This window comes from Bradyrhizobium sp. WYCCWR 12699 (assembly GCF_032144035.1).
In the GTDB taxonomy this organism is placed as follows: Bacteria; Pseudomonadota; Alphaproteobacteria; order Rhizobiales; family Xanthobacteraceae; genus Bradyrhizobium.
In genome coordinates this window covers 908,186-934,631 of record NZ_JAVTJN010000039.1, presented here as the reverse complement: position 1 = coordinate 934,631, position 26,446 = coordinate 908,186, and the positions used below count along the sequence as shown (strand labels likewise).

Here is a 26,446-nt window from a genome sequence, read left to right as displayed (position 1 = left end):
TGGCGGGGCTTGCAAAACGGCGGGATCAACTGGTTCTCATGCGTGCCCAGGAGAAGAACAGGCGCAGCGAGGCCGAGGACCGCGCCATGGCCGATCGCATCGGTCGGCTCATTGAAGTCCTCGACAATGAGATCGCCGAAATCGAGGCCGATATTAGCGCACTGATCAAGACTGAGCCGGAGGTCTCCGATGATGCGCAGTTGATGCGGTCACTTCCCGGCGTGGGCCCCGTAACCTGCATGCAGCTGATCGCGCAGATGCCGGAACTCGGAAAAGTGGGACCGAAGCAGGTGGCCGCGCTCGCCGGCCTGGCTCCCTTCAACGTCGACAGCGGCGCTTACCGCGGCAAGCGGAAGATCGTCGGGGGCCGAAAGCGCGTCCGCGATGCCCTCTACATGGCCGCTCTCAATGCGATCCGCCGGGCCGATCCATTCAAGGCCTTCTACGCTCGACTGCGACAGGCCGGCAAACCTGCCAAGCTCGCTCTCATTGCCGTTGCCAGGAAGCTGTTGACGGTCCTCAACGCCATCATGCGCGATCGAAAGCCGTACCTGTACACTAGGCCAACATAACAGTTGCCGGCTCAGCAGCGCATCACTGCGTGCTGCGTCGCGTCTGGGGCACGAGACCTATCTTGTGAATTCCCTTACCGCATCCACCACAGCCGCCGGCATTTCCTGCGCCACGCAATGCCCGGCACCCTCGAACACCATCGTGCTGACGCGAGGAATCAGCGAGACCGCGCGCGCTGCCATCTCCTTGTAGATCGGCCCCGACTTCGCTGCGGTCGTGACGCGCACCGGGCAGTCGATCTCGGTGAGAGAGCCGAACGGATTGCCGCGGGCATCGCCGACGTAAACCTGCTCCATCGCCTCGTAGATCGGGCGCAGGATCGCGGTCTCGATCTCGGGCGTGCAGCAGAGCCGCACTCGCCCATCGTCGAGCGACACGAAGCCGTGACGCACATAGGCGCGGAGCGAGGTCTCGGTCCAATCCGCAAACGCCGGCGCCGTGCGGTAGCGCTCGAAGACGGCATCCGCGCTGTCGAACTCGGCGCGCCGGCGCAGCGTGCCCTGCACGCGAGCGAGGGATTCGTCGTTCAGTCCTCCGGAACGGGCCGCGCGCGGGTCCATCACGGTCGGCTCCATCACGAACAGGCGGGTGAAACGTCCGGGCAGGAGCTTTGCCGCGAGCAGAAGATCGGTCGCGCCCGCGCTATGGCCGATGCCGTAGACATCGCGCAGCTCGAGCGCGTCGATCACCCGGCAAATGTCATCGGCATAATCCAGGAAATGATAGGCGCCGGGCTTGTGGCTGGCGCCGTGGCCGCGGCGGTCGAGCCCATAGACGGTGTAGGTCGAGGCGAGCTCGCGCGCGACCTCGTCCCAGACGGCGGCGACGAAGCCGGTGCCGTGCACGAGCAGGGCGGGCGGCCTGCCGCTCTCGCCCCATTGCAACATCGCGATCTGTGCGCCGGCCGGGCCGATTGAAAAGCGGTGGGGGTTCATGATGGCGGGACGCTACTTCGCATCCTCCAGGATCATCGTCGCGCCCTTCTCGGCGATCATCGCGGTCGGCGTGTTGGTGTTGCCCGAGGTGATGGTCGGCATGATCGAGGCGTCGACGATGCGCAAGCCTTCGAGGCCGTAGAAGCGCAGGCGCTCGTCGACCACGGCCATGGGATCGCTCACCGCGCCCATCTTCGCCGTGCCGACGGGATGGAAGATGGTGGTGCCGATGTCGCCGGCGGCTTTCGCCAGCGAGGCGTCGTCGTCGCCGACGGTCGGACCGGGCAGGTATTCGCTCGGGCGATATTTGGCGAGCGCCTTCTGCTGCATCAGGCGGCGGGTGGTGCGGATGGCGTCGGCGCCGACCTGGCGGTCGTCGTCGGTCGACAGATAATTCGGCGCGATGATCGGCTTCTCGTCCGGGCTCGCCGAGCGCAGCCGCACGGTGCCGCGCGAGGTCGGCTGCAGATTGCAGGCGCTGACGGTGATGGCGGGGAAGCGGTGCAGCGGATCGCCGAACTTGTCGAGCGACAGCGGCTGCACGTGGAACTGGATGTTGGCGCGCGCGCGCGTCGCATCCGAGCGGGTGAAGATGCCGAGCTGCGAGGGCGCCATGGTCAGCGGACCGCGGCGGCGGAAGGCGTAGTCGAGGCCCATCAAGCCGCGGCGGAACAGATTGTAATAGGTCTCGTTCAGCGTGCGCACGCCCTCGACCTTGTAGATCGCGCGCTGCTGCAGATGGTCCTGCAGATTGCGGCCGATGCCAGCCTTGTCCATCACGATGTCGATGCCGAGCGGCGACAGCCAGTCGGCAGGGCCAATGCCCGAACGATGCAGCACCTGCACCGAGCCGATGGAGCCGGCCGAGAGGATCACCTCGCGTTTCGCGCGTGCCTCGATGATCTCGCCGTTCTGGATGAACCGCACGCCGACGGCGTGGCCCTGCTCGATGATGAGGCGGTCGACCAGCACATGCTTCTCGAGCCGCAGGTTCGGACGATTCAGCGCCGGCTTGAGGAAGCCGCGCGCCGAGGACCAGCGCCGGCCGCGCTTCTGGTTGACGTGGAAATAGCTGGTACCTTCGTTGTCGCCGGTGTTGAAATCCGGGATGCGCTTGATGCCCATCTCCTCGGCGGCGTCGCCGACCGCGTCGAGCACGTCCCATGACAGCCGCGGCGCTTCGATGCGCCAGCCGCCGCCGGCGCCGTGATGCTCGCTCGCGCCGAGGAAGTGGTCTTCGAGCTTTCGAAACAGCGGCAGCACGTCGTCGTAGCCCCAGCCGGTCATGCCGAGCTGGCGCCAGTGATCGTAATCGGCAGCCTGTCCGCGCATCGAGATCATGGCGTTGATCGCCGAGCAGCCGCCGATCACCTTGCCTCTGGGATAGGCGAGCGAGCGGCCGTTCAGCCCCGGCTCGGCCTCGGTCTTGAACATCCAGTCCGAGCGCGGGTTGCCGATCGCGAAGAGATAGCCGACGGGGATGTGGAACCAGATCCAGTTGTCGTCGCCGCCGGCTTCGAGGATGAGAACGCGGTTCCTGGGCTCGGCCGAGAGCCGGTTGGCGACGATGCAGCCGGCCGTGCCGGCCCCAACGACAATGTAGTCAAACTCACCTTCGAGCCGTCTTGGCATTCTGCTTCCACCCGGATGGTCACTCAACGTTTCGTCCTAATAGGCAGACGCCGCGGGCCGGGACAAGCCCGGCCATGACGACAGGACAGAGCTACCCTCAATCCGCGGGAGTTAGGTGGACTGCCGCTTGCATGGTAGACAGTCCTGCATTTTCAACAAAGCTCGAGACCCTCCATGCCCATCGTGAACCGCGTCGCCGACCTCCAACCCGATATTCAGGCTTGGCGCCGGGACATCCATGAGCATCCCGAGCTGCTGTACGATGTTCATCGCACTGCAGCATTCGTGGCGGAGCGGTTGCGCGAGTTCGGCTGCGATGAAGTCGTGACCGGCCTCGGCCAGACCGGCGTCGTCGGCGTGATCAAGGGCAGCAAGCCGGCCGGCGAGGGGCTCAAGGTGATCGGCATGCGCGCCGACATGGATGCGCTGCCGGTCGACGAGCAGACCAACCTGCCTTACGCCTCCAAGACCCCGGGCAAGATGCACGCCTGCGGTCATGACGGGCACACCGCGATGCTGCTCGGGGCAGCCCGCTACCTCGCCGAGACCCGCAACTTCGCCGGCGATGCGATCGTGATCTTCCAGCCTGCCGAGGAGGGCGGCGCCGGCGGCGCGGCCATGGTCAAGGACGGCCTGATGGAACGCTTCGGCATCGAGCAGGTCTACGGCATGCACAACGGCCCGGGCATCCCGATCGGCTCGTTCGCGATCCGGCCCGGTCCGATCATGGCGGCGACCGACGAGGTCGATATCAACATCGAAGGCGTCGGCGGTCACGCCGCGCGTCCGCACAAATGCATCGATTCCGTGCTGGTCGGGGCGCAGGTGATCACCGCCTTGCAGTCGATCGTCGCACGCAGCGTCGATCCCCTGGAATCGGCCGTGATCTCGATCTGCGAATTCCACGCCGGCAACGCCCGCAACGTCATTCCGCAGACCGCGACGTTGAAGGGCACCATCCGCACGCTCTCGCCCGAGGTGCGCAAGCTCGTCGAGAAGCGCGTGCACGAGGTGGTCGCGGGCGTCGCCCAGATCACCGGCGCCAAGATCGACCTGCGCTATCAGCGCAATTATCCCGTGGTGAACAACCATGCCGCGGAGACCGAGGTGGCGCGGCGCATCGCCAGGCAGGTCGCGGGCGATGCGAATGTGCACGAGATGCCACCGCTGATGGGCGGCGAGGATTTCGCGTATATGCTGGAAGCGCGGCCCGGCGCCTTCATCTTTTGCGGCAACGGCGACAGCGCCGGCCTGCATCACCCCGCCTACAATTTCAACGACGAGGCGATCGTGTATGGCACGTCGTACTGGGTGAAGCTGGTCGAGGAATCGCTGGCGGCGTCGTAAGGCTTTTTCTTCACCTAGCCCCGCTTGCGGTCGGGCATCGCGAATGAGGTTTGGGCTGGGGCATTGACACCAACCACAGCGTCACGGCCGGGCTTGTCCCGGCCATCCACGCTTGTCCACGCGCTGAGAACGTGGATGCCCGGGACAAGCCCGGGCATGACGACGTCTGTGCATTCTTCAAAGGCAATTGCCTCTCCCCGTAAGAGCGGGGAGAGGCAAGAGTTCTAGAAGATCCTCGAGAAGATCACGTAGAGCGTGGCCGACAGCATGATCGCGCAGGGCAGCGTCAGCACCCAGGCCATCAGCAGGTTGCGGATGGTCGACCATTGCAGGCCCGAGCCGTTCGCCGCCATGGTGCCGGCGACGCCTGACGACAGCACGTGGGTGGTCGAGACCGGCAGGCCGAACACGTCGGCGGCACCGATCGTGGCGGCGGCCACGAGCTCGGCCGAGGCGCCCTGCGCGTAGGTGAGATGGGTCTTGCCGATCTTCTCACCGACGGTGACGACGATGCGCTTCCAGCCGATCATGGTGCCGAGGCCGAGCGCGATGGCAACTGCGATCTTCACCCAATTCGGGATGAACTTGGTGGCGGCATCGAGCGAGCCCTTGTAGGCATTCAGGGTCGCGATCTCGTCCTTGCCGAGATCGTTCTCCTTGTCCTTCATCAGGAAGCGGATCGCTTCCGAGGTCATGTACATGTCGTTGCGGGTGTTGCCGACGGCCTCCGCCGGCACTTTGCTCAGCGAGCCGTATTGGGCAACTTGATTGCCGACATCCTTCACCAGCACGGCGAGCGAGGGATAAGTGCCTTCGTTGAGCTGACGCAGCGCGATGTATTGCGTCACGGCGGGGCGGGGATCGCCGATGATGCTGTGGCCGGCGCCCTTCGCCGCGATCACCCTGGACGCGGCCTCCGAGGTCTTCTGGAACTGGGCGACCTGGGATTCCGGCAGCGCGCGGTTGAGGGCGTAAGCCGTCGGCACGGTGCCGATCAGGATCAGCATGATCAGGCCCATGCCCTTCTGGCCGTCATTGGAGCCGTGCGCGAAGCTGACGCCGGTGCAGGTTGCGATCAAGAGGCCGCGGATCCAGAGCGGCGGCGCCTTGTTACCCTCGGGCGCGGCGTAGAGCGCCGGGTTGCGCACGATGAACTTGAGCAGCAGCAGCAGCACGGCGGCGCAGATGAAGCCGAACAGCGGCGACAGCAGCAGTGCGTAGCCGATCTCGGTCGCCTTGGTCCAGTCCACGCCCGAAGTGCCGTCGCGGCCGCGCATGACGGCGTTGGCGACGCCGACGCCGATGATCGAGCCGATCAGCGTGTGCGAGGAGGAGGCGGGCAGGCCGAAGAACCAGGTGCCGAGATTCCACAGGATCGCGGCGATCAGCAGCGCGAACACCATCGCGAAGCCGGCGCTGGAGCCGACCTGGAGGATCAGTTCGACCGGCAGCAGCGAGACGATGCCGAAGGCGACCGCGCCGGAGGAGAGCAGCACGCCGAGAAAGTTGAAGAAGCCCGACCACATCACCGCGACTTCGGCCGGCAGTGAATGGGTGTAGATCACGGTCGCCACCGCATTGGCGGTGTCGTGGAAGCCGTTGACGAATTCGAAGCCGAGCGCGATCAGCAGCGCGACGAGCAGGAGGATGTAGGGCAGGTAGGTCGTCACCTTCGTGCCGGTGGCGTTGACGTCGGCATAGATGCTGTAGGCGACGAACAGCAGGCCTGCGGCAAGGATGCCGAAGAACAAAATCATCGTCAGCGGATTGAAGCCCTTGTCGAGATTCGGCCGCGAGGCCGGCTGAACGGGCGCGGGATCGGCTACCGCGCGGTCGAATGCAACATCGGTCATGTCTGGACGCCCCTTAACTTTAAAGTAAGGGCATTGTCCGCGATGGATTTGAAGGTTGGATGACAAGCGGCGGTTGAAGGCCGCTTTCCCACCACTATTCAGGCGGCGTGCGCGGCTTTCCTCTGCAGGCCCGCTGCAATCTTCAGATCTTCGACAAAGCGCCGATATTCCAGCACTTTGGCCTCTGGATCGGGCAGTCGCAGCAGATAAGACGGGTGCACCGTCACCAGAGCCTTGCGCCTGTCGGGAAGGTCTATGAGGCGGCCGCGGGTCTTGCCGATCGGGGTGATCTTGCCGAACACGCTCTGCGCCGCGGTGGCACCCATCGCTACGATCAGATCGGGTTGGATTACTGAGACTTCCCGCTCGAACCATTGCCGGCACGCCCGGATCTCCGGCGTATTCGGCTTCTGGTGCAGGCGGATCTTTCCACGCGGCACGAATTTGAAGTGCTTGACCGCGTTGGTGACGTAAACCTTCTTGCGGTCGACGCCGGCTTCCGCGAGCGCACGGTCGAGCATCTGCCCGGCTGGGCCGACGAAGGGGTGGCCCGCGAGGTCTTCCTTGTCGCCGGGCTGCTCGCCGACCAGCATGATGTTGGCCGATCTCGGGCCTTCGCCGAACACGGTCTGTGTCGCGTCCTTGTAGAGAGGACAGGCGCGGCAATGCGCGGCCTCCTCGCGGAGGGTTTCGAGATCGTCGGCGGCGGTCTTGCGTGGCATCGGAGCCTCCGGCCGCTTCTGGGGCTTGTGCGGATCGGTTGCGGCGTTGGCGATCATGGCGCCGGTCATGCGCTCGGCGTCCTCGATCAAGGGCTTAATGATCGAGGCCTCGGGCAGGTTCCTCCAGTATTTCTTCGGCATCTCGGCCTGCATCGCCTTCACCTTGAGCCGGGCCGGATTGAAGATGCTGGCGTAATAGCGCCGCCAGGTTTCCTCCAGCCGGTCCTCGCCCGGCGCTTCGCTCTTGCTGACGCCCGGTGTGAACGCGAGCGCATGGCCATCCCAATGCGCGCAGAGGTCCGGCGTCAGGATCGACCAGGGCATGTCGGCGAAGCGTTTGGCGAAGAACGGCGCTGCGAGCTCGACGATGTGATGCTCCGGCTCGAACCAGGCGACGTAATGCGCTGCGCGTTCCCTGCCGATCTCGCGGAAGCGCACGAAGGCATGCATCTTGTGCTCGTCGCGATGGACCGCTCTCGCCATGGCGGTGACTTGCGCGACGTCAGGGTCGGTCGCGACCTCGATGAGATCGTGATTGTCCTTCAGCCGAAACAGCAGCCGATAGAGGATGGCAAAGCGCTCGGGATCGCGGTGCAGGATCGCTGCTTTCGCGAGCTCGATGAACTTGCCTGATACGTTGAAGGTGCCGTCGTTCACCTCGAGGATTGGTGACGGCGCGGGCGGGGCGAACAGCTCGGCTTCGCCGCCTTGCACGGCAAAGGTGACATCGGCGGGCCTCACGTGGTGAAGCACGAGGCTGCGGGCGGCTGTGCGCCAGCCGTCGAAATCGGTTTCGGTGTCGAGGGTGATATACTGCATCAGAAGCTAAATCCCAATTGTGTTGCCTTCGGCTTGAACCGTTCGATCAGCCGCGCGTCGTCGAGACGGTGCGGCGAAGGGCGGTGATCGCTGAGGACGATGAACGGCAGCGCCTTGTGCTTGGGCACATGCAGCCGCGCGAGGTCGGCGAAGCGGATCGTGGTGGTGCGCCGTGTCGCGATGATGCGCTCGACCGCCTTGGTGCCGAAGCCGGGCACACGCAGCAGCTCCTCGCGGCTGGCGCGATTGACGTCGAGCGGAAAGCGGTCGCGGTGGCGCAGCGCCCAGGCGAGCTTTGGATCGATGTCGAGCGGCAGCATCGCGCTGTCGTCGACGATCTCCGCAACGTCGAAGCCGTAGAATCGCATCAGCCAGTCGGCCTGGTAGAGCCGGTGCTCGCGCAGCAGCGGCGGCTGCACCAGAGGCAAGGCGCGGCTCGCATCGGGGATCGGGCTGAAGGCGGAATAATAGACGCGCCGCAGCTTGTACGAGCCGTAGAGGTTGGAGCTGGTGTGGAGGATGGTGTGATCGGAGGCGCTGTCGGCGCCCACGATCATCTGCGTGCTCTGGCCCGCCGGCGCGAAGCGCTGCGGCCTCGCCTTCGTCTTTGCTTTGCGGTTGTCCTCGGCTTCGTCCAGCTTCAGCCGCAGCCGGCCCATGGTGCGGCGGATCGCGCGCACGTCCTTCTCGGGCGCGAATTGCTGCAGGCTGGTCTCCTCGGGCATCTCGATATTGATGGAGAGGCGGTCGGCATATTTGCCGGCCTCCGCGATCAGCGCGTCATCGGCCTCGGGAATGGTCTTGAGATGGATATAGCCGCGGAAGTGATGCTCCTCGCGCAGTTTTCGCGCGACGCTAACGACTTGCTCCATGGTGTAATCGGGGCTGCGGATGATGCCGGAGGAAAGGAACAGGCCCTCGATGTAATTGCGCCGGTAGAAGTCGAGCGTCAGCTTGACCACTTCCTCAATGGTGAAGCGGGCGCGCGGCACGTTCGAGGAGGCGCGGTTGACGCAATAGAGGCAATCGTAATTGCAGGCGTTGGTCAGCAGCACCTTGAGCAGGGAGATGCAGCGTCCATCCGGTGCGTAGGAATGGCAGATGCCCATGCCTGGCGCGGTCGAGCCCATGCCCTTGCGGTCGCTGGAATCCCGCTTTTCGGTACCGCTGGAGGCACAGGACGCGTCGTACTTGGCGGCGTCGGCCAGGATTTCCAGCTTGCGTTGTACGTCCATGTTTGAATCCCGTTGATTCCACTGATGAATCCGCAAGCGCGCCAATTCGATTGACTCTCCGCGCGCCGTTAGCTTTATATTAGAACATATCATGAACAAATGAGCTAGCCATTGGTTCTCTTTGGGAGCCACCGGCAATCACCTCTGAAGGAGCGGCGAGCATGAGCGGCGCACGTCTAAGCGCGCTTGCGACCTTGCGCGGCCAGATCGAACGCATCGAGACCGCGGAGATCGTGCATCAGCACGACCGCGTCGCGCTCGGCCATAACGAGGTCGATGCCGTGCTGAAGGGCGGGCTCGCGCGCGCGGCGATCCACGAGGTGTTTTGCGAGGGGCGGCAGGGTACGACCGCCACAGGATTCGTCATGGGTCTTGCGGGACGCGTGAGCGCGCAGCGGCCGCTGTTGTGGGTGCGGCAGGATTTTTCGGAGCTGGAAGCCGGCGCGCTGTCGATGAGCGGGCTCAAAGAGCTCGGCCTCGACCCGCGCCGCGTGGTGACGGTGCGCGCCGCCGATGTCGAGAGCGCGCTGCGAACCTCGGCCGATGCGCTTGCCTGCGACGCGCTGGGGGCCGTCGTGCTCGAGCTCTGGGGCGAGACCAGGCAGTTCGATCTCGTGGCGAGCCGCAAGCTGACGCTGGCCGCGCAAGGCTCCGGCGTCACCGGTCTCTTGCTGCGCATGGCGGCGCAGCCGCTGCCCTCGACCGCAGAGACGCGATGGATGCTGCGCGCGGCGCATTCGCCGCCGGGAGCTGTGTGGAGTGCCTGGGGCGCGCCGCGCTTCGATGCCGAGCTCTTGCGCAATCGTCATGGCCCCTGCGGCCGGTGGATCATGGAATGGAATTGTGATGAGTGCCAGTTCAGTGAGCCGAAGGCGTATTCTCAGCTTGTGGCTGCCGCGCCTGCCCATCGACCGGATCCAGCGGTTCTTGCAGGGGAGCGGCGGCGCGCAGGATGAACCCGGCATCGTCGTCATCAAGGACAACAATGCGCTGGTGATTCATGCGCTGGACGAGGCCGCCGAGCGCCTCGGCCTGTATATCGGCCAGCCGCTGGCGAATGCGCGAGCGATGTGTCCGGATTTGCGGGTGTTCGACGCCGATGTCGTGGCCGATGCCAAAACGCTCAGCGACATCGCCGATTGGTGCGATCGCTTCACGCCGCTGGTGGCGCTCGATCCGCCGCACGGGCTGTTCCTCGATATCACCGGCTGCGCGCATCTGTTCGGCGGCGAGGCTGCGCTGCTCAAGACGCTGGTTCGCGCGCTCGCCCGCCAGGGCTTTGCCGTCGGTGCGGCGATCGCCGGCACGTCGATCTGCGCGCGTACGCTGACGCGGCAGGCATCTGGCAGCATCGTTGCCGATGGCAACGAGGCGGCGGCGATCGAGCGGTTTCCGGTGTCCGCGCTCGGTGCGGACGAGGCCATTACCACCGGCTTGCGCCGCGCCGGCCTCAAGACCATCGGCGACGTCGCATCGCGCAGCGCCTCCGAGATCACGGCGCGGTTCGGCGCCCGGTTCTCCACGCTGCTCGCACATGCGCGGGGGCAGGGCGATGCGCCGATCAGCCCGCGCAAGCCGCTGCCCGATTACATCGTCGAGAAGCGCTTTGCCGAACCGATCGCGACCGACACCATGATCGCGATGACGCTGTCGCGGCTCGCCGACACCTTGATCGCATCGATGGAGAAACAGGGCAAGGGCGCGCGGCGGCTGGAGGCCGCCTTCTTCCGCACCGACGGCGTGGTGCGCGCCATCATGGTCGAGACCGGACGTCCCGTGACGCGAAGCGCGGTGATCGACCGCCTGTTCCGCGAGCGGCTCGATGCGCTTGCCGATCCGCTCGATCCTGGTTTCGGCTTCGACATGGTGCGCCTGTCGGCGAGCCGCACCGAGATCGTGGTGCAGGAGCAGCGCGATCTCGACGCTCATGTCCATGACAATGACGAGCTCGCCGCGCTGATCGACCGCATCGCCGCGCGCATCGGGGGGAAACGCGTCGTCGTGCACCTGCCGGAGGATACCCATATTCCTGAATGTGCGGTGATGGCCGCGCCGGCGCAGCATCATCTCGCAGCCGCCATGCAGGCCGAATGGCCCGCGCGTGTCGAGAGCGAGCCGCCGCTGCGTCCCCTGAGGTTGTTCGACAAGCCGGAGCCGATCAAGGTGCCGTTCGCGGCCGTGCCGGATGGTCCGCCGCATCAATTCACCTGGCGCCGCGCGCTCCATGCCGTGGTGCGGGTGGAGGGGCCGGAACGCATCGCGATGGAATGGTGGCGGCAGGACGGCAAGCAGCTGACGCGGGATTATTTCCGCATCGAGGATGCCGAGGGCCTGCGCTTCTGGATCTTTCGCGACGGTCTTTACGAGGGGGAAGTGTTCGATGGCGATGGCAAGCCCGCTTCTCCCGGCTGGTATGTGCACGGTCTCTTCGCATGACGTCCCCCGCCTATGCCGAGATCGGCATCACCACGAACTTCTCTTTCCTGCGCGGCGGCTCGGATCCGCGCGCCTATGTGCGTCAGGCGAGCGAGCTCGGCCTTCCCGCGATCGGGATCGCCGACCACAACACGCTAGCCGGCGTGGTGCGGGCGTGGAGTGAGCTCGACAACGATAAGGTGGTGCACAAGCCGAAACTGCTGATCGGCGCGCGCATCGTCTTCAGCGACGGCACGCCCGACATTCTGGTCTACCCGCGCGACCGCGCCGCCTATGGCCGGCTGTGCCAGCTCCTGACCCGGGGCAAGCGTGGCGACGACATCACGCGGATCGAGAAGGGCGAGTGCCGTCTCGCCTTTGCCGATCTCCTGGAGTTTTCGGAAGGACAGCTCCTGGTTCTGACGCTGCCGCATCGCTTCGAGCCGGTGCAGGCGCTGGATGTTCTCGCAAAGCTGAAAGCGAGCCGCGCCGAAGGCGTGTGGCTGGCGGCGAGCCTGGTCTATCGCGGTGACGACCGCCGCCGCCTCGCGCGGCTCGATGATCTCGCCTCGAAGGCAAAGGTGCCGCTGCTCGCGACCAACGAGGTGCTCTATCACGATCCCGCACGCCGTCCTCTGCAGGACGTGCTGACCTGTATCCGGGAAAAGACCACGATCGAAGCTGTGGGGCGGAAGCTCGAGGCCAATGCCGAACGGTTCTTGAAGACGCCGCGCGAGATGGCGCGGCTGTTCCGAGATTTCCCCGAGGCGATCGCGGAGACCATGCGCTTTGCGGACGCAATCGACTTCTCGCTCGACCAGCTCAAATACCAATATCCTGACGAGCCGGTGCCGCCCGGGAAGACCGCGCAGGGGCATCTGGAAGATTTGACCTGGGCAGGCGTCGACAAATATTTCGGCGGTATCGATAATATTGACGCAAAGCTGAGCGCCACGCTGAAGAAGGAGCTCGCGCTGATCGCCGAGCTGAAATACGCGCATTACTTCCTCACCGTGCATGACATCGTGCACTACGCGCGCAGCCAGAACATTCTGTGTCAGGGGCGGGGATCGGCGGCGAATTCGGCCGTGTGCTACGTGCTCGGCATTACCTCGGTCGATCCGACCAAGGTCGATCTGCTGTTCGAGCGCTTCATCTCCAAGGAGCGGCTGGAGCCGCCCGATATCGACGTCGATTTCGAGCATTCGCGCCGCGAGGAGGTGATGCAATATGTCTATCGCCGCTACGGCCGTCACCGCGCCGCGATCATCGCCACCGTCATCCATTATCGCCCGCGCAGTGCCATTCGCGACGTCGGCAAGGCACTGGGCCTGACCGAGGACGTCACCGCCGCGCTCGCCGACACCGTCTGGGGCAGCTGGGGCAAGGGCCTCAACGACATGCAGGTCCGGCAGGCCGGGCTCGATCCCAAAAACCCCATGATCAACCTCGCGGTCGAGCTTGCGACCGAGCTGATCGAATTCCCGCGCCACCTTTCCCAGCATGTCGGCGGCTATGTGCTGACGCAAGACCGGCTCGACACCTATGTGCCGATCGGCAACGCCGCGATGGACGATCGCACCTTCATCGAATGGGACAAGGACGACGTCGACGCTCTCAGCATGATGAAGGTCGACGTGCTCGCGCTGGGCATGCTGACCTGCATCCGCAAGTGCTTTGATCTGATCGACCAGCACAAGGGCGAGCGCTACGCGCTCGCGGATATCAAGGGAGAAGATGACGACGAAGTCTATCAAATGCTGCAGCGGGGAGAGTCGCTTGGGGTGTTCCAGGTCGAGAGTCGCGCCCAGATGAACATGCTGCCGCGCCTGAAGCCGCGGACGTTTTACGACCTCGTCATCGAAGTCGCGATCGTGCGGCCCGGGCCGATCCAGGGCGACATGGTGCACCCTTACTTAAGGCGTCGGAAAATGAAGCCGGAGGATATCGAGTATCCTTATCCGAAGGGTGGCAACAAGAACGAGCTCCGTGAGGTCCTGCACAAAACACTCGGTGTGCCCCTGTTCCAGGAGCAGGCCATGCGGATTGCGATCGTGGCCGCAGAGTTCACCTCGGAAGAGGCCAACGGATTGCGGCGTGCCATGGCAACGTTCCGCAACGTCGGGACCATCGGCAATTTCGAAGAGAAAATGATCGGCAATATGATCCGTCGAGGGTACGATCCTCAATTCGCGCGAAACTGCTTCGACCAGATCAAAGGCTTTGGTTCCTACGGCTTTCCCGAGAGTCATGCGGCGAGCTTCGCGCAGCTCGTCTACATCTCGTCATGGCTGAAATACCATCACCCTGACGCGTTCTGCTGCGGCCTGCTGAACTCGCAGCCCATGGGCTTTTACGCCCCGGCGCAGATCGTCGGCGATGCCCGCAAGAACGGCGTCGAGATTCGTGACATCGACGTATCCTATAGCTTTGCGCAAAACACGCTGGAGGAGGGGAACGGCAAATATTGCGCGGTGCGTCTCGGCTTCCGTCAGATCGACGGATTCCACTGGCTGGACGAGGATGAGGAGCGGCCGAAGCGCTCTCAGCTGTCATTCCGGGGCGCACCACGTGGCGCGAGCCCGGAATCCATCGGGCCGCATACGCCTGGAGGAATGGATTCTCAGATGCGCAATTGCGCATCAGAGCTCGACGCTGACGCGTCCCGGAATGACAGGAAGGAAGACTGGGCCGACCGCATCGTCGCCGCCCGCAAGCGCCGGCCCTTCACCTCGCTGGAAGACTTTGCCCGCGACACCGGTCTGCCCAAGCGCGCGCTGATCCTGCTGGCGGATGCCGACGCCTTCCGCTCGCTCGGGCTCGACCGCCGCGAAGCGCTGTGGCAGGTGCGGCGGCTGCCTGACGATGTACCGCTGCCGCTGTTCGAGGCGGCGACCGCCCGCGAGCAACCGGACGAGCATGCCAAGCCGCTGCCTGAGATGCCGCTCCCCGAGCAGGTTGTCGCGGATTACCAGACCATCCGGCTGTCGCTGAAGGGCCATCCGATGGAATTCGTGCGCGAGATGTTTTCGCGCGAGCGGATCGTCGCCTGCAGGGAGATCATCCACGAGAACGAGCGGCGCCGCGTCCGCTGTGCGGGTGTGGTGCTGGTCCGGCAGCGGCCGGGCAGCGCCAGCGGCGTCGTGTTCATGACGCTGGAGGACGAAACCGGCATCGCCAATGTCGTGGTGTGGCCCAAGATCATGGAGCAGTACCGGAAAGAAGTGATGGGCGCGCGCCTCATCGAGGTTCACGGCTATATCCAGAGCAGCCCCGAGAAGGTGACGCATCTGATCGCCCAGCGCATGATCGACCGCTCGCACGATCTGGTCGGTCTCGCCAACGATGCGCTGAGCCGCAAGCATTCGGCGCCGGCAGGCGCCACACTGGTCGAGCCGCTCAATGAAGACCCCCGCGCGCTTGCGGATATGCCCGCGCAAAAGATCCGCCACCCCCGAAACGTGCGCATCCTGCCGCCGTCGCGGGATTTCCATTGAGGGATGGCGCGGGATGCCTCTACACCGTCATTGCGACGACGGTGCGCCACACTCTCGGTCGTCATGCCCCGGGCTTGACCCGGGCATCCACGTCTTTCGGCGAGCACAGCAGCGCATGGATGGCCGGGACAAGCCCGGCCATGACGGAAGAGAGAGCCCGGCAAGCCGCATCCTCAAAAATTCACGCGGTTCGAGATCGCCCCGTCCACGACGAGATTCGATCCCGTGGTGAATCCCGACACCGGGCTCGCCAGAAACACCGCGGCGTTCGCGATGTCCTGCGGCGTTGCCATGCGGCCGGTCGGATTGCGCTTCATCGCGTCGTTGTAACGCTCGGGCATGTTCTTCTCGATCATCTCCCAGACGCCGCCCTTGAAATAGACCGTGCCGGGCGACACGACATTCACGCGGATCTTCTTCCTGGCGTATTGCCGCGCCAGTCCCTTGGCCATGTGGATCAGCGCCGCCTTGATCGGGCCGTAGGAACTGGCCGTGTCGGCCTGCGCCGCTGAGATCGAGGAAATGATGACGAAGGCGGCGTCGCCGCTGTTCGCCCCACTGGCCTCGAGAAGCGGCCGCGCGGCGTCGAACGCGTGCACGGCACCGAGCACGTCGAGCCGGAAATTCTGCTCCCACGATGCAGGATCGTGGCCCTGCGCCATTGCGCCGGCATTGGCGAACAAAAGGTCGACGCCGCCAAGCTCCTTGGCCGCGCCCTCGATCCAGGATTTCAGCGCCGCGCCGTCGGTGACGTCGACCGCGCCGCCGGTCGCCTTGATGCCGCTCGCCTTCAGTTCCGCGACGGTGGCCGCGACCTGATCGGCGTTGCGCGCGCACACCGCGACATTGGCGCCTTCACCGGCGAGCGTCGCCGCGATCGCCCGCCCGATGCCGCGCGTGCCGCCGAGGACGATGGCGTTCTTGCCTTTGAGACCGAGATCCATTGTTGGCTCCTTTTTTTGGTGCCGCGAGTGTAGCTGTTTCAGGAGATCCGCATAAGCCTCCACATCGTCATTGGAGCCAACGGGTCCGCGCGAAGCGCGGCCCGATGACAGGCGCCGCGAAGCAATCCAGAAATGCGTCCGCGGAAACAGTCTGGATTGCTTCGTCGCGAGAGCTCCTCGCAATGACGGGGAGAGACCCTCACTCCGGCGCCGCTCCCACCGGCGGGCCGCCGGGCGGGCGGGCAGGAAGGTCAGCGAAGCATAGGCGCCGGCCCAGGAGCCGATGGCCGCGAAGGCGACGTAGAACGCGTTTTCGGTGTAGCTGATCACGGCATAGGAGGAGAGCAGGTACCAGACCGCGCTCCAGTTCGCCGCCGGAATGCGCTTGCGCGCGATCACGGCCGAGGTGAACATGACATAGACGGCATCGGTGGCCGCCGTCGCGATGAATACGGCACCTGCGATGAGGGGATCGATGGCGGCCATTGCAAACCTTTCTGTGAACGTGACATGGTCGGGAAAACTAAAGGGAGAGAAGCGGCCATGCAAAGCCCCGCCGACATTCTCAAGGACATCTGGACCTCTGCAGGTGGTGACGCGGCCGCCCTCGATCGCGTGCGGCTGACCGGCGAGGAGCCTCAAATCCCGTCCTCGTTTCGTGTCGCGGTCGCCGGGCAGACGACGATCGCTGCCGCCGGCCTTGCTGCTGCTGAAATCTGGCGGCTGCGCAGCGGCGAGACGCAGCAAGTTTCCGTCGACATGCGCCACGCCGTCGCCGAATGCCGCTCCGAGCGCTATCTCCGTCTCGACGACAAACCGCCGCCGCCGGCGTGGGACGCCATCGCCGGCGTCTACAGGACCGGCGATGGCCGCTTCGTTCGCTGCCACACCAACTTCCCGCATCATCGTGACGCCGTCTGCAAGGTGCTTGCTTGCGAGCCGGAGCGCGACAAGGTGCAGGCGGCGCTCATGCATTGGAAGGGCGAGGATTTCGAGACTGCGGCTTACGCCGCGGGCGGCGTCGTTGCCCTGATGCGCAGCTACGACGAGTGGTCCGCGCTGCCGCAGGCGCGCGCGCTCGGGCAATTGCCGCTGATCTCGATCGAAAAGATCGGCGAAGCCGCGCCGAAGCCGTGGCCACGAGGATCATCGAGCAACGATCGTCCGCTTTCGGCCCTTCGCGTGCTCGATCTCTCCCGTGTCATCGCAGGTCCCGTCGCCGGCCGCACGCTCGCCGCGCACGGTGCTGATGTGCTGCTGGTGTCGGGTCCGGAACTGCCCGCCATCGACTGGCTCACCATCGACACCGGCCGCGGCAAGCTCACCACCTTCATCGAACTGAAGAGCGAGGTGGGCAGGGCGCAGTTGCGCGAATTGCTGGCGGATGCCGACATCTTCTCGCAAGGCTATCGTCCGCATGCGCTTGCCGCGATCGGATTCGCGCCGGAGGATGCAGCTAAGATCAATCCCGGCATCGTCTATGTCACGCTGTCGGCCTATGGCCATGCCGGTCCTTGGGCCGAGCGCCGCGGCTTCGATTCGCTCGTGCAGACCACGACCGGATTCAACCACGCCGAAGGGCGCGCGGCCGGCCTCGATGGTCCCAAGGAATTGCCGGCGCAGATGCTCGACCACGCCACCGGCTATCTGATGGCGTTCGGTGCGATGATGGCCAAGGCGCGTCAGGCCAGCGAGGGCGGCAGCTGGCACGTACGCGTGTCGCTGGCGCAGACCGGGCGCTGGCTCTGGAATCTCGGCCGGCTCGACGGCGGACTGAACACCCCGGATCTTACGGGCGAGGCCGTACATGCTGCGTTCATCGAGAGCATGCCATCTGGCTTCGGCATGTTGAAGGCGGTGCGCCATTCGGCGCTGCTGTCGACGACACCGGCACAATGGTCTCGTCCGGCGATGCCGCTCGGCTCTCATCCGGCACGGTGGCCGGAGCGAAGCTGACGTGAAGCTGACACGTCGCAAAAATTTAACGCAAACCGAAAGGTGCGCAGCGTTTTTTAGGTTGTTTGAAATCCTAATTCGGCACTATTAGCGCAACCGATAAGGCAGGTACCTGCCGAGATCGTCGCAGACACGACCGGGCTCCATGGTAGTTCAAAATACCAAGCTATTGCAGGTGTTTACAAAACAACGGGTGATCACATCCGTAGTTTTACTAGCTCTTGCCGGCGCCGGTGCCTACGGCTTCCTGTCTTTGGGCCCCAAGGAAAAGAAACACTCCGAGATTTCCAGCCAGTCGCGCAGGAATGCGCAGAACTTCACGCCGACGCCGTCCGAATGGGCGACGCTGACGATCGAGCCGGTCAAGGCCAGGGCCTTCCGCGCCGAATACGTCACCGAAGGCAAGGTCGCCGTCGACGAGGATCGTTCGACGCCGGTGTTCTCGCCCTATGCCGGCCGCGTCACCAAGCTGCTGGCCAAGCCGGGTGAGACGCTGAAGCAAGGTCAACCGCTGTTCACGATCGAGGCCGCCGACACGGTGCAGGCCCAGAACGATTTCATCGCGGCGATGACCTCGCAGAACAAGGCGAAGTCGGCGCTCGAACTTTCCGACATCCAGTACAAGCGCGCCAAGGACCTCTATGAGGGCCATGCCATTCCGCTGAAGGACTATCAGCAGGCGGAAGCGACGCAGGTTCAGGCGCGCAACGACATGCGGTCCTCGCAGACCGCGCTGGAGGCCGCGCGCAACAAGCTCCGCATCCTCGGCTTCACCGACGAGACCATCAAGGCGTTCCAGGACAAGGGCGCCATCAATCCGGAAGTCACGATCTATTCGCCGATCGCCGGCACCGTGGTGCAGCGCAAGATCGGCCCCGGCCAGTACGTCAATTCCGGCGCCAGCGATCCGGTCTTCGTGATCGGTGACCTCTCCACGGTCTGGCTCACCGCCTTCGTGCGCGAGAGCGACGCGGCCGCCGTGTGCATCGGTCAGGACATCACCGTCAACGTGATGGCGCTGCCGGGCCGGCCGCTGACCGCCAAGATCAATTACGTCGCCGCCGCGATCGATCCCAATACCCGCCGCCTGCTGGTCCGCGCCACCATCGACAACAAGGACGGCCTGCTCAAGCCGGAGATGTTCGCAAACGTCACGATCTATTCGGCCGGCGACCGCGCCGCACCGGCCGTGCCGAAACAGGCCCTGATCTATGAAGCCGACAAGGTCCGTATCTGGGTCGCGCGTGAGGACAAATCGGTCGAGCTGCGCCAGATCAAGATCGGCCTCATCAACGGCAACCTCGTCGAAGTCACCAGCAATCTGAAACCCGGCGAGCAGATCGTCACCAAGGGCAGCCTGTTCATCGACCGCGCGGCGTCCGGCAGCTGATCGACGACCCAAGAAAATTGAAGACCTGAATGGATCGTCTCGTCGCCCTTGCCGTCAACCGGCGCTTCCTGATGGTCGGCATGTTCGTCGCTGTCTTGATCGGCGGCGTGATCGCGTTCAACCAGCTCAACATCGAGGCCTATCCCGATCCGACCCCGCCGATGGTCGACATCGTGACGCAGAGCCCGGGACTGTCGGCGGAGGAGATCGAGCGCTACATCACGATCCCGATCGAGACCCAGGTCGCAGGCCTGAAGAACGTCACGACCATCCGCACCATCTCGCTCTACGGTCTCTCCGACGTCAAGATTCAGTTCTCCTTCGCCTACACCTATGACGAGGCGTTGCAGCAGGTGTTGAACCGCCTGGCGCAGCTCGCGCCGCTGCCGGGCAACGTGCAGCCGCAGATTTCGCCGCTGAGCCCGATCGGCGAGATCTTCCGCTACCGTCTCGTGGGGCCGCCGAACTACAGCGTGCTCGATCTCAAGACCATTCAGGACTGGATCCTGCAGCGCCGCTTCCGCGCCGTGCCAGGGGTCATCGACGTCACCGGCTGGGGTGGCAGAAGCAAGACTTATGAGATCCAGGTCGACTTCAACAAGCTGGTCGCCAACGGGCTGACGCTGCCGCAATTGCTCCAGGCGGTCGGCAATTCCAACGTCAATGTCGGCGGCAACACCGTCAATATCGGCCAGCAATCGGCCGTGGTGCGCGGCGTCGGCCTGATCCGGTCGATCGACGATCTCGCCAATACCATGGTGGCACAGAGCGGCGGCAATCCGGTGCTGGTCAAGGACGTCGCAACCGTCACCGTCGGCCAGAAGCCGCGCCTCGGCATTGCCGGCCTCGACGAGGCCGATGACATCGTGCAGGGCATCGTCCTGATGCGGCGCGGCGAGCAGAGCTCGCCGACCATCAAGCGGGTCCATCAGCTCGTCCAGACCATCAACAATTCCAGCATCCTGCCGCCCGGCGTGCGCATCGAGCGCATCTACGACCGCGGCGATCTGATCGAGCTCACCACCCATACGGTGCTGCACAACATGGTGGTCGGCATTCTCTTGATCGTGCTGCTGCAGTGGATCTTCCTCGGCGATCTGCGCAGCGCGCTGATCGTCGGCGCCACCATTCCGTTCGCGCTGTTCTTCGCCGTCATCATCCTGGTGCTGCGTGGGGAATCGGCCAACTTGCTGTCGGTCGGCGCGATCGATTTCGGCCTGATCGTCGATGCCACCGTCATCATGGTGGAGGCGATCTTCCGTCGTCTGACGCAGACGACGCCGATGTCGGAATCCGAGCATATGTCCAATGAGACGTTGTTCGGCATGAAGAGCCACGCCATCCTCAGCGCGGCGGCCGACGTCTCGCGCTCGATTTTCTTCGCGGCGGCGATCATCATAGCGGCCTTCCTGCCGCTGTTCACGCTGTCGGGCGTCGAGGGCAACATCTTCGGACCGATGGCCCGCACCTATGCCTATGCGCTGGCCGGCGGGCTGCTTGCGACCTTCACCGTCACGCCGGCGTTGTCCGCGATCATCCTGCCCGCGCATGTCGAGGAAACCGAGACCAGGGTCATGCTGATCCTGCACCGGCTGTACTCGCCGCTGCTGCGATGGGCGGTCGCCAATCGCAGCATCGTGCTTGGCGGTGCGGTCGGCCTCGTGCTGATGACGGTAGCGCTCGCCCGGCTGCTCGGCCTCGAATTCCTGCCGAAGCTGGAAGAGGGCAATCTCTGGATTCGCGCCACGCTGCCGCCGACCATCTCGCTCCAGGAGGGTAACTCCTACGTCAACGAGATGCGCAAGGTGATCCGCGCCCGGCCCGAGGTCGAGTCCGTCGTATCGCAGCACGGCCGTCCCGACGACGGCACCGATGCCGCCGGCTTCTTCAACGCCGAGTTCTTCGCGCCGCTGAAGCCGATCAGCCAATGGCCCGGCACCCGCGACAAGGAAGAGCTGACCGCGCAATTGCTCAAGCAGCTCGACGATCGCTTCCCCGGCGTCGAATTCAACTTCTCGCAATATCTCCAGGACAACGTTTCCGAAGCCGTCTCCGGCGTGAAGGGCGAGAACTCGATCAAGCTGTTCGGCAGCGACCTCCAGGCGCTGACCGACACCGCCAACAAGATCAAGCAGGTGCTGTCGACCGTGCAGGGCGTCACCGACCTTGCGGTGTTCACCTCGCTTGGCCAGCCGACCGTCCAGATCGACATCGACCGCGCCAAGGCCGCGCGCTATGGCCTTGCGCCGGGCGACATCAATGCCACGATCAAGGTTGCGATCGGCGGTGATACGGCCGGTGACCTCTACGAGCCCGGCAGCGATCGTCACTTCCCGATCATCGTCCGCCTCGCGCCGGAATATCGCAGGAGCGCGGAGGCCATCCAGAATTTGCGGATCGGCGCGCCCGGGCCGAACGGCACCGTCACCCAGATTCCCCTCAGCGAGGTCGCCAATATCAGCCTCGTCTCGGGCGCGGCCTACATCTATCGCGAGCAGCAGGAACGCTATCTGCCCATCAAGTTCTCGGTGCGCGAGCGCGACCTCGGCAGTGCGATCAGCGAGGCCCAGCAGAAGATCGCCGACCAGGTGCAGCTGCCGCCCGGCGCGCACATGGACTGGGTCGGCGAGTTCGGCAATCTCCAGGACGCGATCCGGCGGCTGTCGATCGTGGTGCCGATCTCGCTGGCGCTGATCGGCGTGCTGCTCTGGTTCAATTTCGGCTCGATGACCGACACGCTGCTCGCGATGAGCGTGATCCCGATGGCGATCTTCGGTGGCGTGCTCGGCCTCTTGATATCAGGCACGGCATTCAGCGTCTCCGCGGCGATCGGCTTCATCGCGCTGTTCGGCATCGCGGTGATGGACGGCATCATCATCCTGTCGCAGTTCAACCAGCTCATCGAAGAGGGCATGGACCGCATGACGGCGGTGGTGCGCACCGGAGAGCTGCAGCTCCGGCCGGTGCTGATGACATGCGTCGTCGCCGGCGTCGGCCTTCTGCCGGCGGCGCTGTCGGAGGGGATCGGCTCGCAGGTGCAGAAGCCTCTCGCGGTCGTCGTCGTCACCGGCATGATGCTGGCGCCGGTCGTGATCCTCGTGACCTTGCCGGTCCTGATCTCGTTCTTCTCGCGCCGCGCGCGCTGAGCGTCAGAAGCCGTAGAGCCGCGCCGGATTGTCGACCAGGATCTTCTTGCGCACGCCGGCATCCGGCGCCCAGACCGGAAGCTGGTTGAGCAGACGTCCGTCGTCGATCTGGTAGAGCGGCGCGATGTCGGTGGCTTTGCGTCCCTCGACCCGGCTCGAATCCGGATGCGGCCAGTCCGTGCCCCAGACGATGCGGTCCGCATTGGCCGCGATCAGGGCCTGCGCATAAGGCACCATGTCCTGATAGTCGGGTGCGAGCTTCGACGAGCGATAGGCGCCGGAGATCTTCACATAGGCCTTGCCGGACTTCACCAGCGCGACGAGATCGGAGAAGCCGGGCTGCTCCACGCCGCGCTCGGCTTCGAGGCCGCCGAAATGGTCGAACACGACGGGCACCGGCGCCGTCTCGACCAGGTCCTTGATCGCCGAGATCATGGTCAGCGTGGTGTAGAGCTGCACGTGCCAGCCGCGCGCCTTCATGCGCTCGACGGCCGCGGTGAAGCGCGGCCGGCCGACATTGGGGTCGTTGACGCCGCCGGTCGCCAGGTTGAGGCGGATGCCGCGGAAGCCGTCCTGATGCATCGTGTCAAGCCGCGCCTCGGTGGTCTTGTCGTCGATCACGGCGACGCCGCGCGCGGTTGCGCCGCGCGCCTTCATGCCGAACAGGGTGGACGAGTTGTCGGTGCCGTAGACGCTCGGGGTGACGATCACGACGCGCTCGATATGCAGCGCCTTGTGCAGTGCGGCCATTTCTTCGGGGCTGGCGGGCTCGGGCGTGTAGACGCGCCCAGCGAAGAACGGAAATTTTTCGACATCGCCATGGATGTGGGTGTGGCAATCGCAGGCATGAGCCGGGACGTCGAAATTCACCGGCGTTGCAGGCTGCGCCGCACGGGCGTGGGCTTTGCTGGTCATGGCTACTCCGGCGGCAAGGGAGGCGAAGAGGACGCCGCGTCGGCTGAGCATGGTTTCTCTCCCTGCATCGTTCTTGAAGACGACGCCGGGACAGTATCACATCAGCCCGGCAACCGCTGCACGTCACTGCATAGCTGCTCAACGAGGTCCGCAAGCGGGCGTGCGCCGTCAACACGCACGACCGGGCAGGACAGGCCGGCGAGCCACGCTTCATGCTTTGCGAGGCTGCGGCCCTCGCGATCTCCGATTTCGTAATGGGACGCCCATTCGATGAAGGCTTCGGTCTCCTCATGACGCCAGCCGCCGGGCGCGACGGCATCAGCACCGAAATGCGCGGCCTCGCGGGCGCGCAATCGCTTCAACCGTAGTTCGCGCGGCGTGACCACGAAGACGACGAGGTCGAAATACGCGACGAGTTCGTCGCCCCAGCCGGTGGCGGTTCCGCTCAAGACCCAGTCGTGCCGCGGCAGGAACATCTCGCGCATCAGACGCAGCCGATCAGCGGCCGGGCGCGTGGTCTGGTAGGGCGGCACGGTCGGCAGCCAGAAATAATCGTCGCTATCGTGATGCGGCAGCGCAAGCCGGCCGGCAAGCGCGCGACCGAGCGTCGTCACGCCGGCGCCCGAGGCTCCCATCAGATGGATGCGGCGGCTCTTCATGTTCACCTGACATTGTCTGAACCGATCGGGCGGCTGGTCACAGCAATCGCGACGTCCAGGGCGCCTTGCGGCGGGCTCCCTCAGGCGGCGCGGCGGCGCTTCGTCGCTCGTCCGCTGGTCGCGAGTTGAGCCGACAATGTCAGGCCCAACGCCGCGACAATGCGCATGACTGTGCCAAACTCGGGATTTCCCGTCTCTCCGAGGGCCTTATACAGGCTTTCGCGGTTCAAGCCGGCTTTCTTGGCGATGGTGCTCATGCCGCGCGCACGCGCAACGAGACCGAGGGCGTCGCGCACGAAATCGGCGTCACCGGTTTCCAGCGCGGCGGCAATATAGGCGGCTTGGCGCTCTTCAGTGTCGAGATAGTCGGCGGCATCGAAGCGCGTCGTCTTGGATGCCGCTTTGACCGCCGTTTTTGCTGCTTTCGGCATCACAATGTCTCCGCTAGTTGCTGAGCTAGCTTGATGTCCTGTCGCTGCGTGCGTTTGTCGCCGCCACATAGCAGGATCACGATCTGCGTTCCGCGCTGCACATAATAGATCCGGTAGCCCGGACCGTGGTCGATGCGCATTTCCCGGATGTTGTGGCCGACGCCCTTGCTGTCGCCGGGATTACCCATCTCCATGCGGCGAAGGCGGACGGTGATACGGGCAACCGCGCTCGCGTCCTTGAGGCGATTCAGCCACTCCGAAAAAAGCTCGGTCTGCCTCACCTCGATCATGGGACACAATTGTAGCCCATGGGCGACAGCATGTCAAAGAAACCGGGGTGACGCATCGAGACGGCAGGCGGTGCAGGATGCTGTGAAGCGATGCTGCGCGGGCGCCTACTGTCCCGACGGCGTGCGCAGGCCGTGCCAGGCGTCGCGGACCTGGTGGTAGTGCACCTCGGGCAGGTAGTCCGGCGTGTTCAGGCTCAGCGTCTTGACGTCGAGATGGCCGCTCGCGCTGAGCAGCGTGTAAGAGGCGATGACGCGATCGCGCTGCGCGCCGATCAGGCGGGCCTTGGCCTGGATCAGGTCGGCCTGCGAGTTGAGCACGTCCACCGTCGTGCGCTGTCCGCCGGCGGCCTCGCGCTGCACGCCTTGCAGCGCGACGGTCGCGGCCTTCACCTCGGACTCCGACGCGGAGACCGCGACCTTGGCGCCCTCATTGGCAACCCAGGCGCTGACCGCCGCCGTGCGCGCCTGGTTGCGCACCTGGTCGAGCACGAGCCGGCTCTGCGCCGTGATCTCCTTGGCCTGCCGGGTCTGCGCGGCGGCCTGGCCGCCGTCATAGATCGGCGCGGTGACGTTGGCGACGATCGAAGCCTGGTCTTCGGCGAAGGTGCCGAGCGTCGGGTCGTTGTTGCGGCTCTTGCTGGCGCTGCCCTGGATGGTGGCGCTCGGCAGCAGCGCGCCTTCGGCGATGCGGATGTTGGTAGAGGCAACGTCGACGTCGAAGCTGGCGGCCATCACTGCCGGATGCTGGCGGATCGCCATCGTCATGGCGTCTTCGCGGCTCTTCGGCAGATAGCGGTCGACGACTTCGGCGGGCCGAAGCTGTGAGGGCGAATTGCCGATCACTTGCGCATAGGTCGCCTGGCTGATGGCAAGCGCGACTTCTGCGGCGTTGAGATCGGCAAGGCCGCGATTGAGGCGCGCCTCGGCCTGCGCGCTGTCGGTCGGCGTGACATCGCCGGCGTTGAGGCGGCGCTGGGTGACCGCGAGCGTCTCGCGCAGGAAGGCGACGTTGGAACGCTGCGCCTCGACCAGCGACTGGTTGGCGAGCACGTTGGTGTAGGCGGTGACCGCGTCGAGCAGGACGCCCTGGCCGACATTGCGCAGCGCCTCGCGGCCCGACTGCACCTGGAGTTCGGCGGCCCGCACATTGTTGGCGGTACGGAACCCGTTGAACAGGGTCTGCGTCACGGTGACGCCGATGATCCATGGCTTCAAATTGCCGGTCTGGATCGTGTTGTCGGGCAGGAGATTGCGCACCGTTTGCAGGCCGGCGCTGAGGCTCGCCACGATCTGAGGCCGGTAACCGGCGAGGGCCTGCGGCACGTTCTCGTCCGTGGCGCGTTGTCGCGCGCGTTCGGCATTGAGCTGCGGGTTGGTCTGGTAGGCCTTGGCCAGCGCCTCCGGCAGGGCTTCGGCCCAGGCGCTGGAGGGCAGGGCGCAACAGAACGCCAGCGTGGTCCATGTCGCAAGCGCAGGACCCACGCCCGATCGATGCCGCGTCATCACGCGACCAGCTCTGGCGGTACGTCCAATCATGTAATCCCGCTTAACCCGGCTGTCCGCCCCCGCCGACGGTGGCCTCTTAACTGTTTAACCAGCCGAGGTCCCGCAGGCAAACTGCCGCGGGGGAAACCCCCATGAAATCCGTGCTTGTTGCAGCTTCGTCACAGGGGGCTTAAGGGAGCGC

Annotated in this window: 19 protein-coding genes and 1 pseudogene; 8 read left to right on the top strand and 12 right to left on the bottom strand. The window is 65.0% G+C overall.

Annotated features, from left to right (window positions below; genetic code table 11):
* On the top strand, positions 1 to 572 hold a 572-nt coding region (locus RPS27_RS35110), incomplete at its 5' end, for a transposase (protein ID WP_313754991.1).
* A gap of 57 nt (positions 573 to 629) precedes the next feature.
* On the opposite strand, the gene RPS27_RS35105 is transcribed toward RPS27_RS35110, so the two are convergent.
* Both RPS27_RS35105 and RPS27_RS35100 read right to left on the bottom strand, forming a co-directional pair.
* Entirely contained in the window at positions 630 to 1,508 is an 879-nt protein-coding gene (locus RPS27_RS35105; RefSeq protein WP_313754990.1) for an alpha/beta hydrolase, read from the bottom strand.
* A 12-nt stretch (positions 1,509 to 1,520) separates the two neighbouring features.
* The gene (locus RPS27_RS35100; protein WP_212067184.1) at positions 1,521 to 3,140 is read right to left on the bottom strand and encodes a GMC family oxidoreductase; all 1,620 of its coding nucleotides are present in this window, start codon (positions 3,138 to 3,140) and stop codon (positions 1,521 to 1,523) included.
* A 174-nt stretch (positions 3,141 to 3,314) separates the two neighbouring features.
* Here RPS27_RS35100 and RPS27_RS35095 point away from each other — a divergent pair, with 174 nt between their 5' ends.
* Positions 3,315 to 4,487: a M20 aminoacylase family protein gene (locus RPS27_RS35095; RefSeq protein ID WP_212067183.1), complete on the top strand. Its 1,173-nt coding sequence runs from the start codon at positions 3,315 to 3,317 to the stop codon at positions 4,485 to 4,487.
* Positions 4,488 to 4,711: 224 nt separating this feature from the next.
* Here the strand turns inward: RPS27_RS35095 and RPS27_RS35090 are convergent, their stop codons facing one another.
* The 3 genes from RPS27_RS35090 to RPS27_RS35080 all read right to left on the bottom strand — a co-directional run bounded on the left by RPS27_RS35090 (position 4,712) and on the right by RPS27_RS35080 (position 9,116).
* The gene (locus RPS27_RS35090; RefSeq protein WP_194407103.1) at positions 4,712 to 6,340 is read right to left on the bottom strand and encodes an inorganic phosphate transporter; all 1,629 of its coding nucleotides are present in this window, start codon (positions 6,338 to 6,340) and stop codon (positions 4,712 to 4,714) included.
* Between the two features lie 98 nt (positions 6,341 to 6,438).
* Entirely contained in the window at positions 6,439 to 7,881 is a 1,443-nt protein-coding gene (locus RPS27_RS35085) for a UdgX family uracil-DNA binding protein (protein ID WP_212067182.1), read from the bottom strand.
* Positions 7,881 to 9,116 (bottom strand): putative DNA modification/repair radical SAM protein, encoded by a 1,236-nt coding sequence (locus tag RPS27_RS35080; protein WP_212067181.1) that lies wholly within the window; start codon positions 9,114 to 9,116, stop codon positions 7,881 to 7,883. Before RPS27_RS35080 ends, RPS27_RS35085 begins: the two co-directional genes overlap by 1 nt.
* A 161-nt stretch (positions 9,117 to 9,277) precedes the next feature.
* Between RPS27_RS35080 and RPS27_RS35075 the strand changes: the two genes are divergently transcribed.
* From RPS27_RS35075 to RPS27_RS35065, 3 genes are read left to right on the top strand one after another with little or no spacing between them, the layout of a single operon-like run.
* Positions 9,278 to 10,072 (top strand): ImuA family protein, encoded by a 795-nt coding sequence (locus RPS27_RS35075; RefSeq protein ID WP_194407106.1) that lies wholly within the window; start codon positions 9,278 to 9,280, stop codon positions 10,070 to 10,072.
* The gene (locus RPS27_RS35070) at positions 9,963 to 11,552 is read left to right on the top strand and encodes a DNA polymerase Y family protein (protein WP_211417690.1); all 1,590 of its coding nucleotides are present in this window, start codon (positions 9,963 to 9,965) and stop codon (positions 11,550 to 11,552) included. Before RPS27_RS35075 ends, RPS27_RS35070 begins: the two co-directional genes overlap by 110 nt.
* Positions 11,549 to 15,028 (top strand): error-prone DNA polymerase, encoded by a 3,480-nt coding sequence (locus RPS27_RS35065; RefSeq protein ID WP_212067180.1) that lies wholly within the window; start codon positions 11,549 to 11,551, stop codon positions 15,026 to 15,028. Before RPS27_RS35070 ends, RPS27_RS35065 begins: the two co-directional genes overlap by 4 nt.
* A gap of 173 nt (positions 15,029 to 15,201) precedes the next feature.
* Here the strand turns inward: RPS27_RS35065 and RPS27_RS35060 are convergent, their stop codons facing one another.
* Both RPS27_RS35060 and RPS27_RS35055 read right to left on the bottom strand, forming a co-directional pair.
* Complete coding sequence (locus RPS27_RS35060; RefSeq protein ID WP_211417688.1) at positions 15,202 to 15,972, bottom strand: SDR family NAD(P)-dependent oxidoreductase; 771 nt, start codon at positions 15,970 to 15,972, stop codon at positions 15,202 to 15,204.
* 199 nt (positions 15,973 to 16,171) lie between these two features.
* Positions 16,172 to 16,458: pseudogene (locus RPS27_RS35055) on the bottom strand (hypothetical protein).
* Between the two features lie 57 nt (positions 16,459 to 16,515).
* On the opposite strand from RPS27_RS35055, the gene RPS27_RS35050 reads away from it, so the two are divergent.
* The 3 genes from RPS27_RS35050 (at position 16,516) to RPS27_RS35040 (ending at position 22,464) form a co-directional block, all read left to right on the top strand.
* A complete protein-coding gene (locus RPS27_RS35050) occupies positions 16,516 to 17,928 on the top strand; it encodes a CoA transferase (RefSeq protein WP_212067179.1) in 1,413 nt (470 codons plus the stop codon).
* Positions 17,929 to 18,073: 145 nt separating this feature from the next.
* A complete protein-coding gene (locus tag RPS27_RS35045; RefSeq protein ID WP_211417686.1) occupies positions 18,074 to 19,318 on the top strand; it encodes an efflux RND transporter periplasmic adaptor subunit in 1,245 nt (414 codons plus the stop codon).
* A gap of 29 nt (positions 19,319 to 19,347) precedes the next feature.
* Complete coding sequence (locus tag RPS27_RS35040) at positions 19,348 to 22,464, top strand: efflux RND transporter permease subunit (protein WP_212067178.1); 3,117 nt, start codon at positions 19,348 to 19,350, stop codon at positions 22,462 to 22,464.
* Positions 22,465 to 22,467: 3 nt separating this feature from the next.
* Here the strand turns inward: RPS27_RS35040 and RPS27_RS35035 are convergent, their stop codons facing one another.
* The 5 genes from RPS27_RS35035 to RPS27_RS35015 all read right to left on the bottom strand — a co-directional run bounded on the left by RPS27_RS35035 (position 22,468) and on the right by RPS27_RS35015 (position 26,262).
* Complete coding sequence (locus tag RPS27_RS35035; protein ID WP_212067177.1) at positions 22,468 to 23,430, bottom strand: amidohydrolase family protein; 963 nt, start codon at positions 23,428 to 23,430, stop codon at positions 22,468 to 22,470.
* Positions 23,431 to 23,480: 50 nt separating this feature from the next.
* Positions 23,481 to 24,038, bottom strand: a complete 558-nt coding sequence (locus RPS27_RS35030) for a hypothetical protein (RefSeq protein WP_212067176.1) — start codon at positions 24,036 to 24,038, stop codon at positions 23,481 to 23,483.
* A gap of 80 nt (positions 24,039 to 24,118) precedes the next feature.
* Entirely contained in the window at positions 24,119 to 24,469 is a 351-nt protein-coding gene (locus tag RPS27_RS35025; RefSeq protein ID WP_194407115.1) for an addiction module antidote protein, read from the bottom strand.
* Positions 24,469 to 24,759 carry a type II toxin-antitoxin system RelE/ParE family toxin gene (locus tag RPS27_RS35020; protein WP_194407116.1) on the bottom strand — a complete coding sequence of 97 codons (291 nt, stop codon included), beginning with the start codon at positions 24,757 to 24,759 and terminating at the stop codon, positions 24,469 to 24,471. The genes RPS27_RS35025 and RPS27_RS35020 overlap by 1 nt, the downstream gene beginning before the upstream one ends.
* 105 nt (positions 24,760 to 24,864) lie before the next feature.
* A complete protein-coding gene (locus RPS27_RS35015; protein WP_211417681.1) occupies positions 24,865 to 26,262 on the bottom strand; it encodes a TolC family outer membrane protein in 1,398 nt (465 codons plus the stop codon).
* Between the last annotated feature and the right edge of the window lie 184 nt (positions 26,263 to 26,446).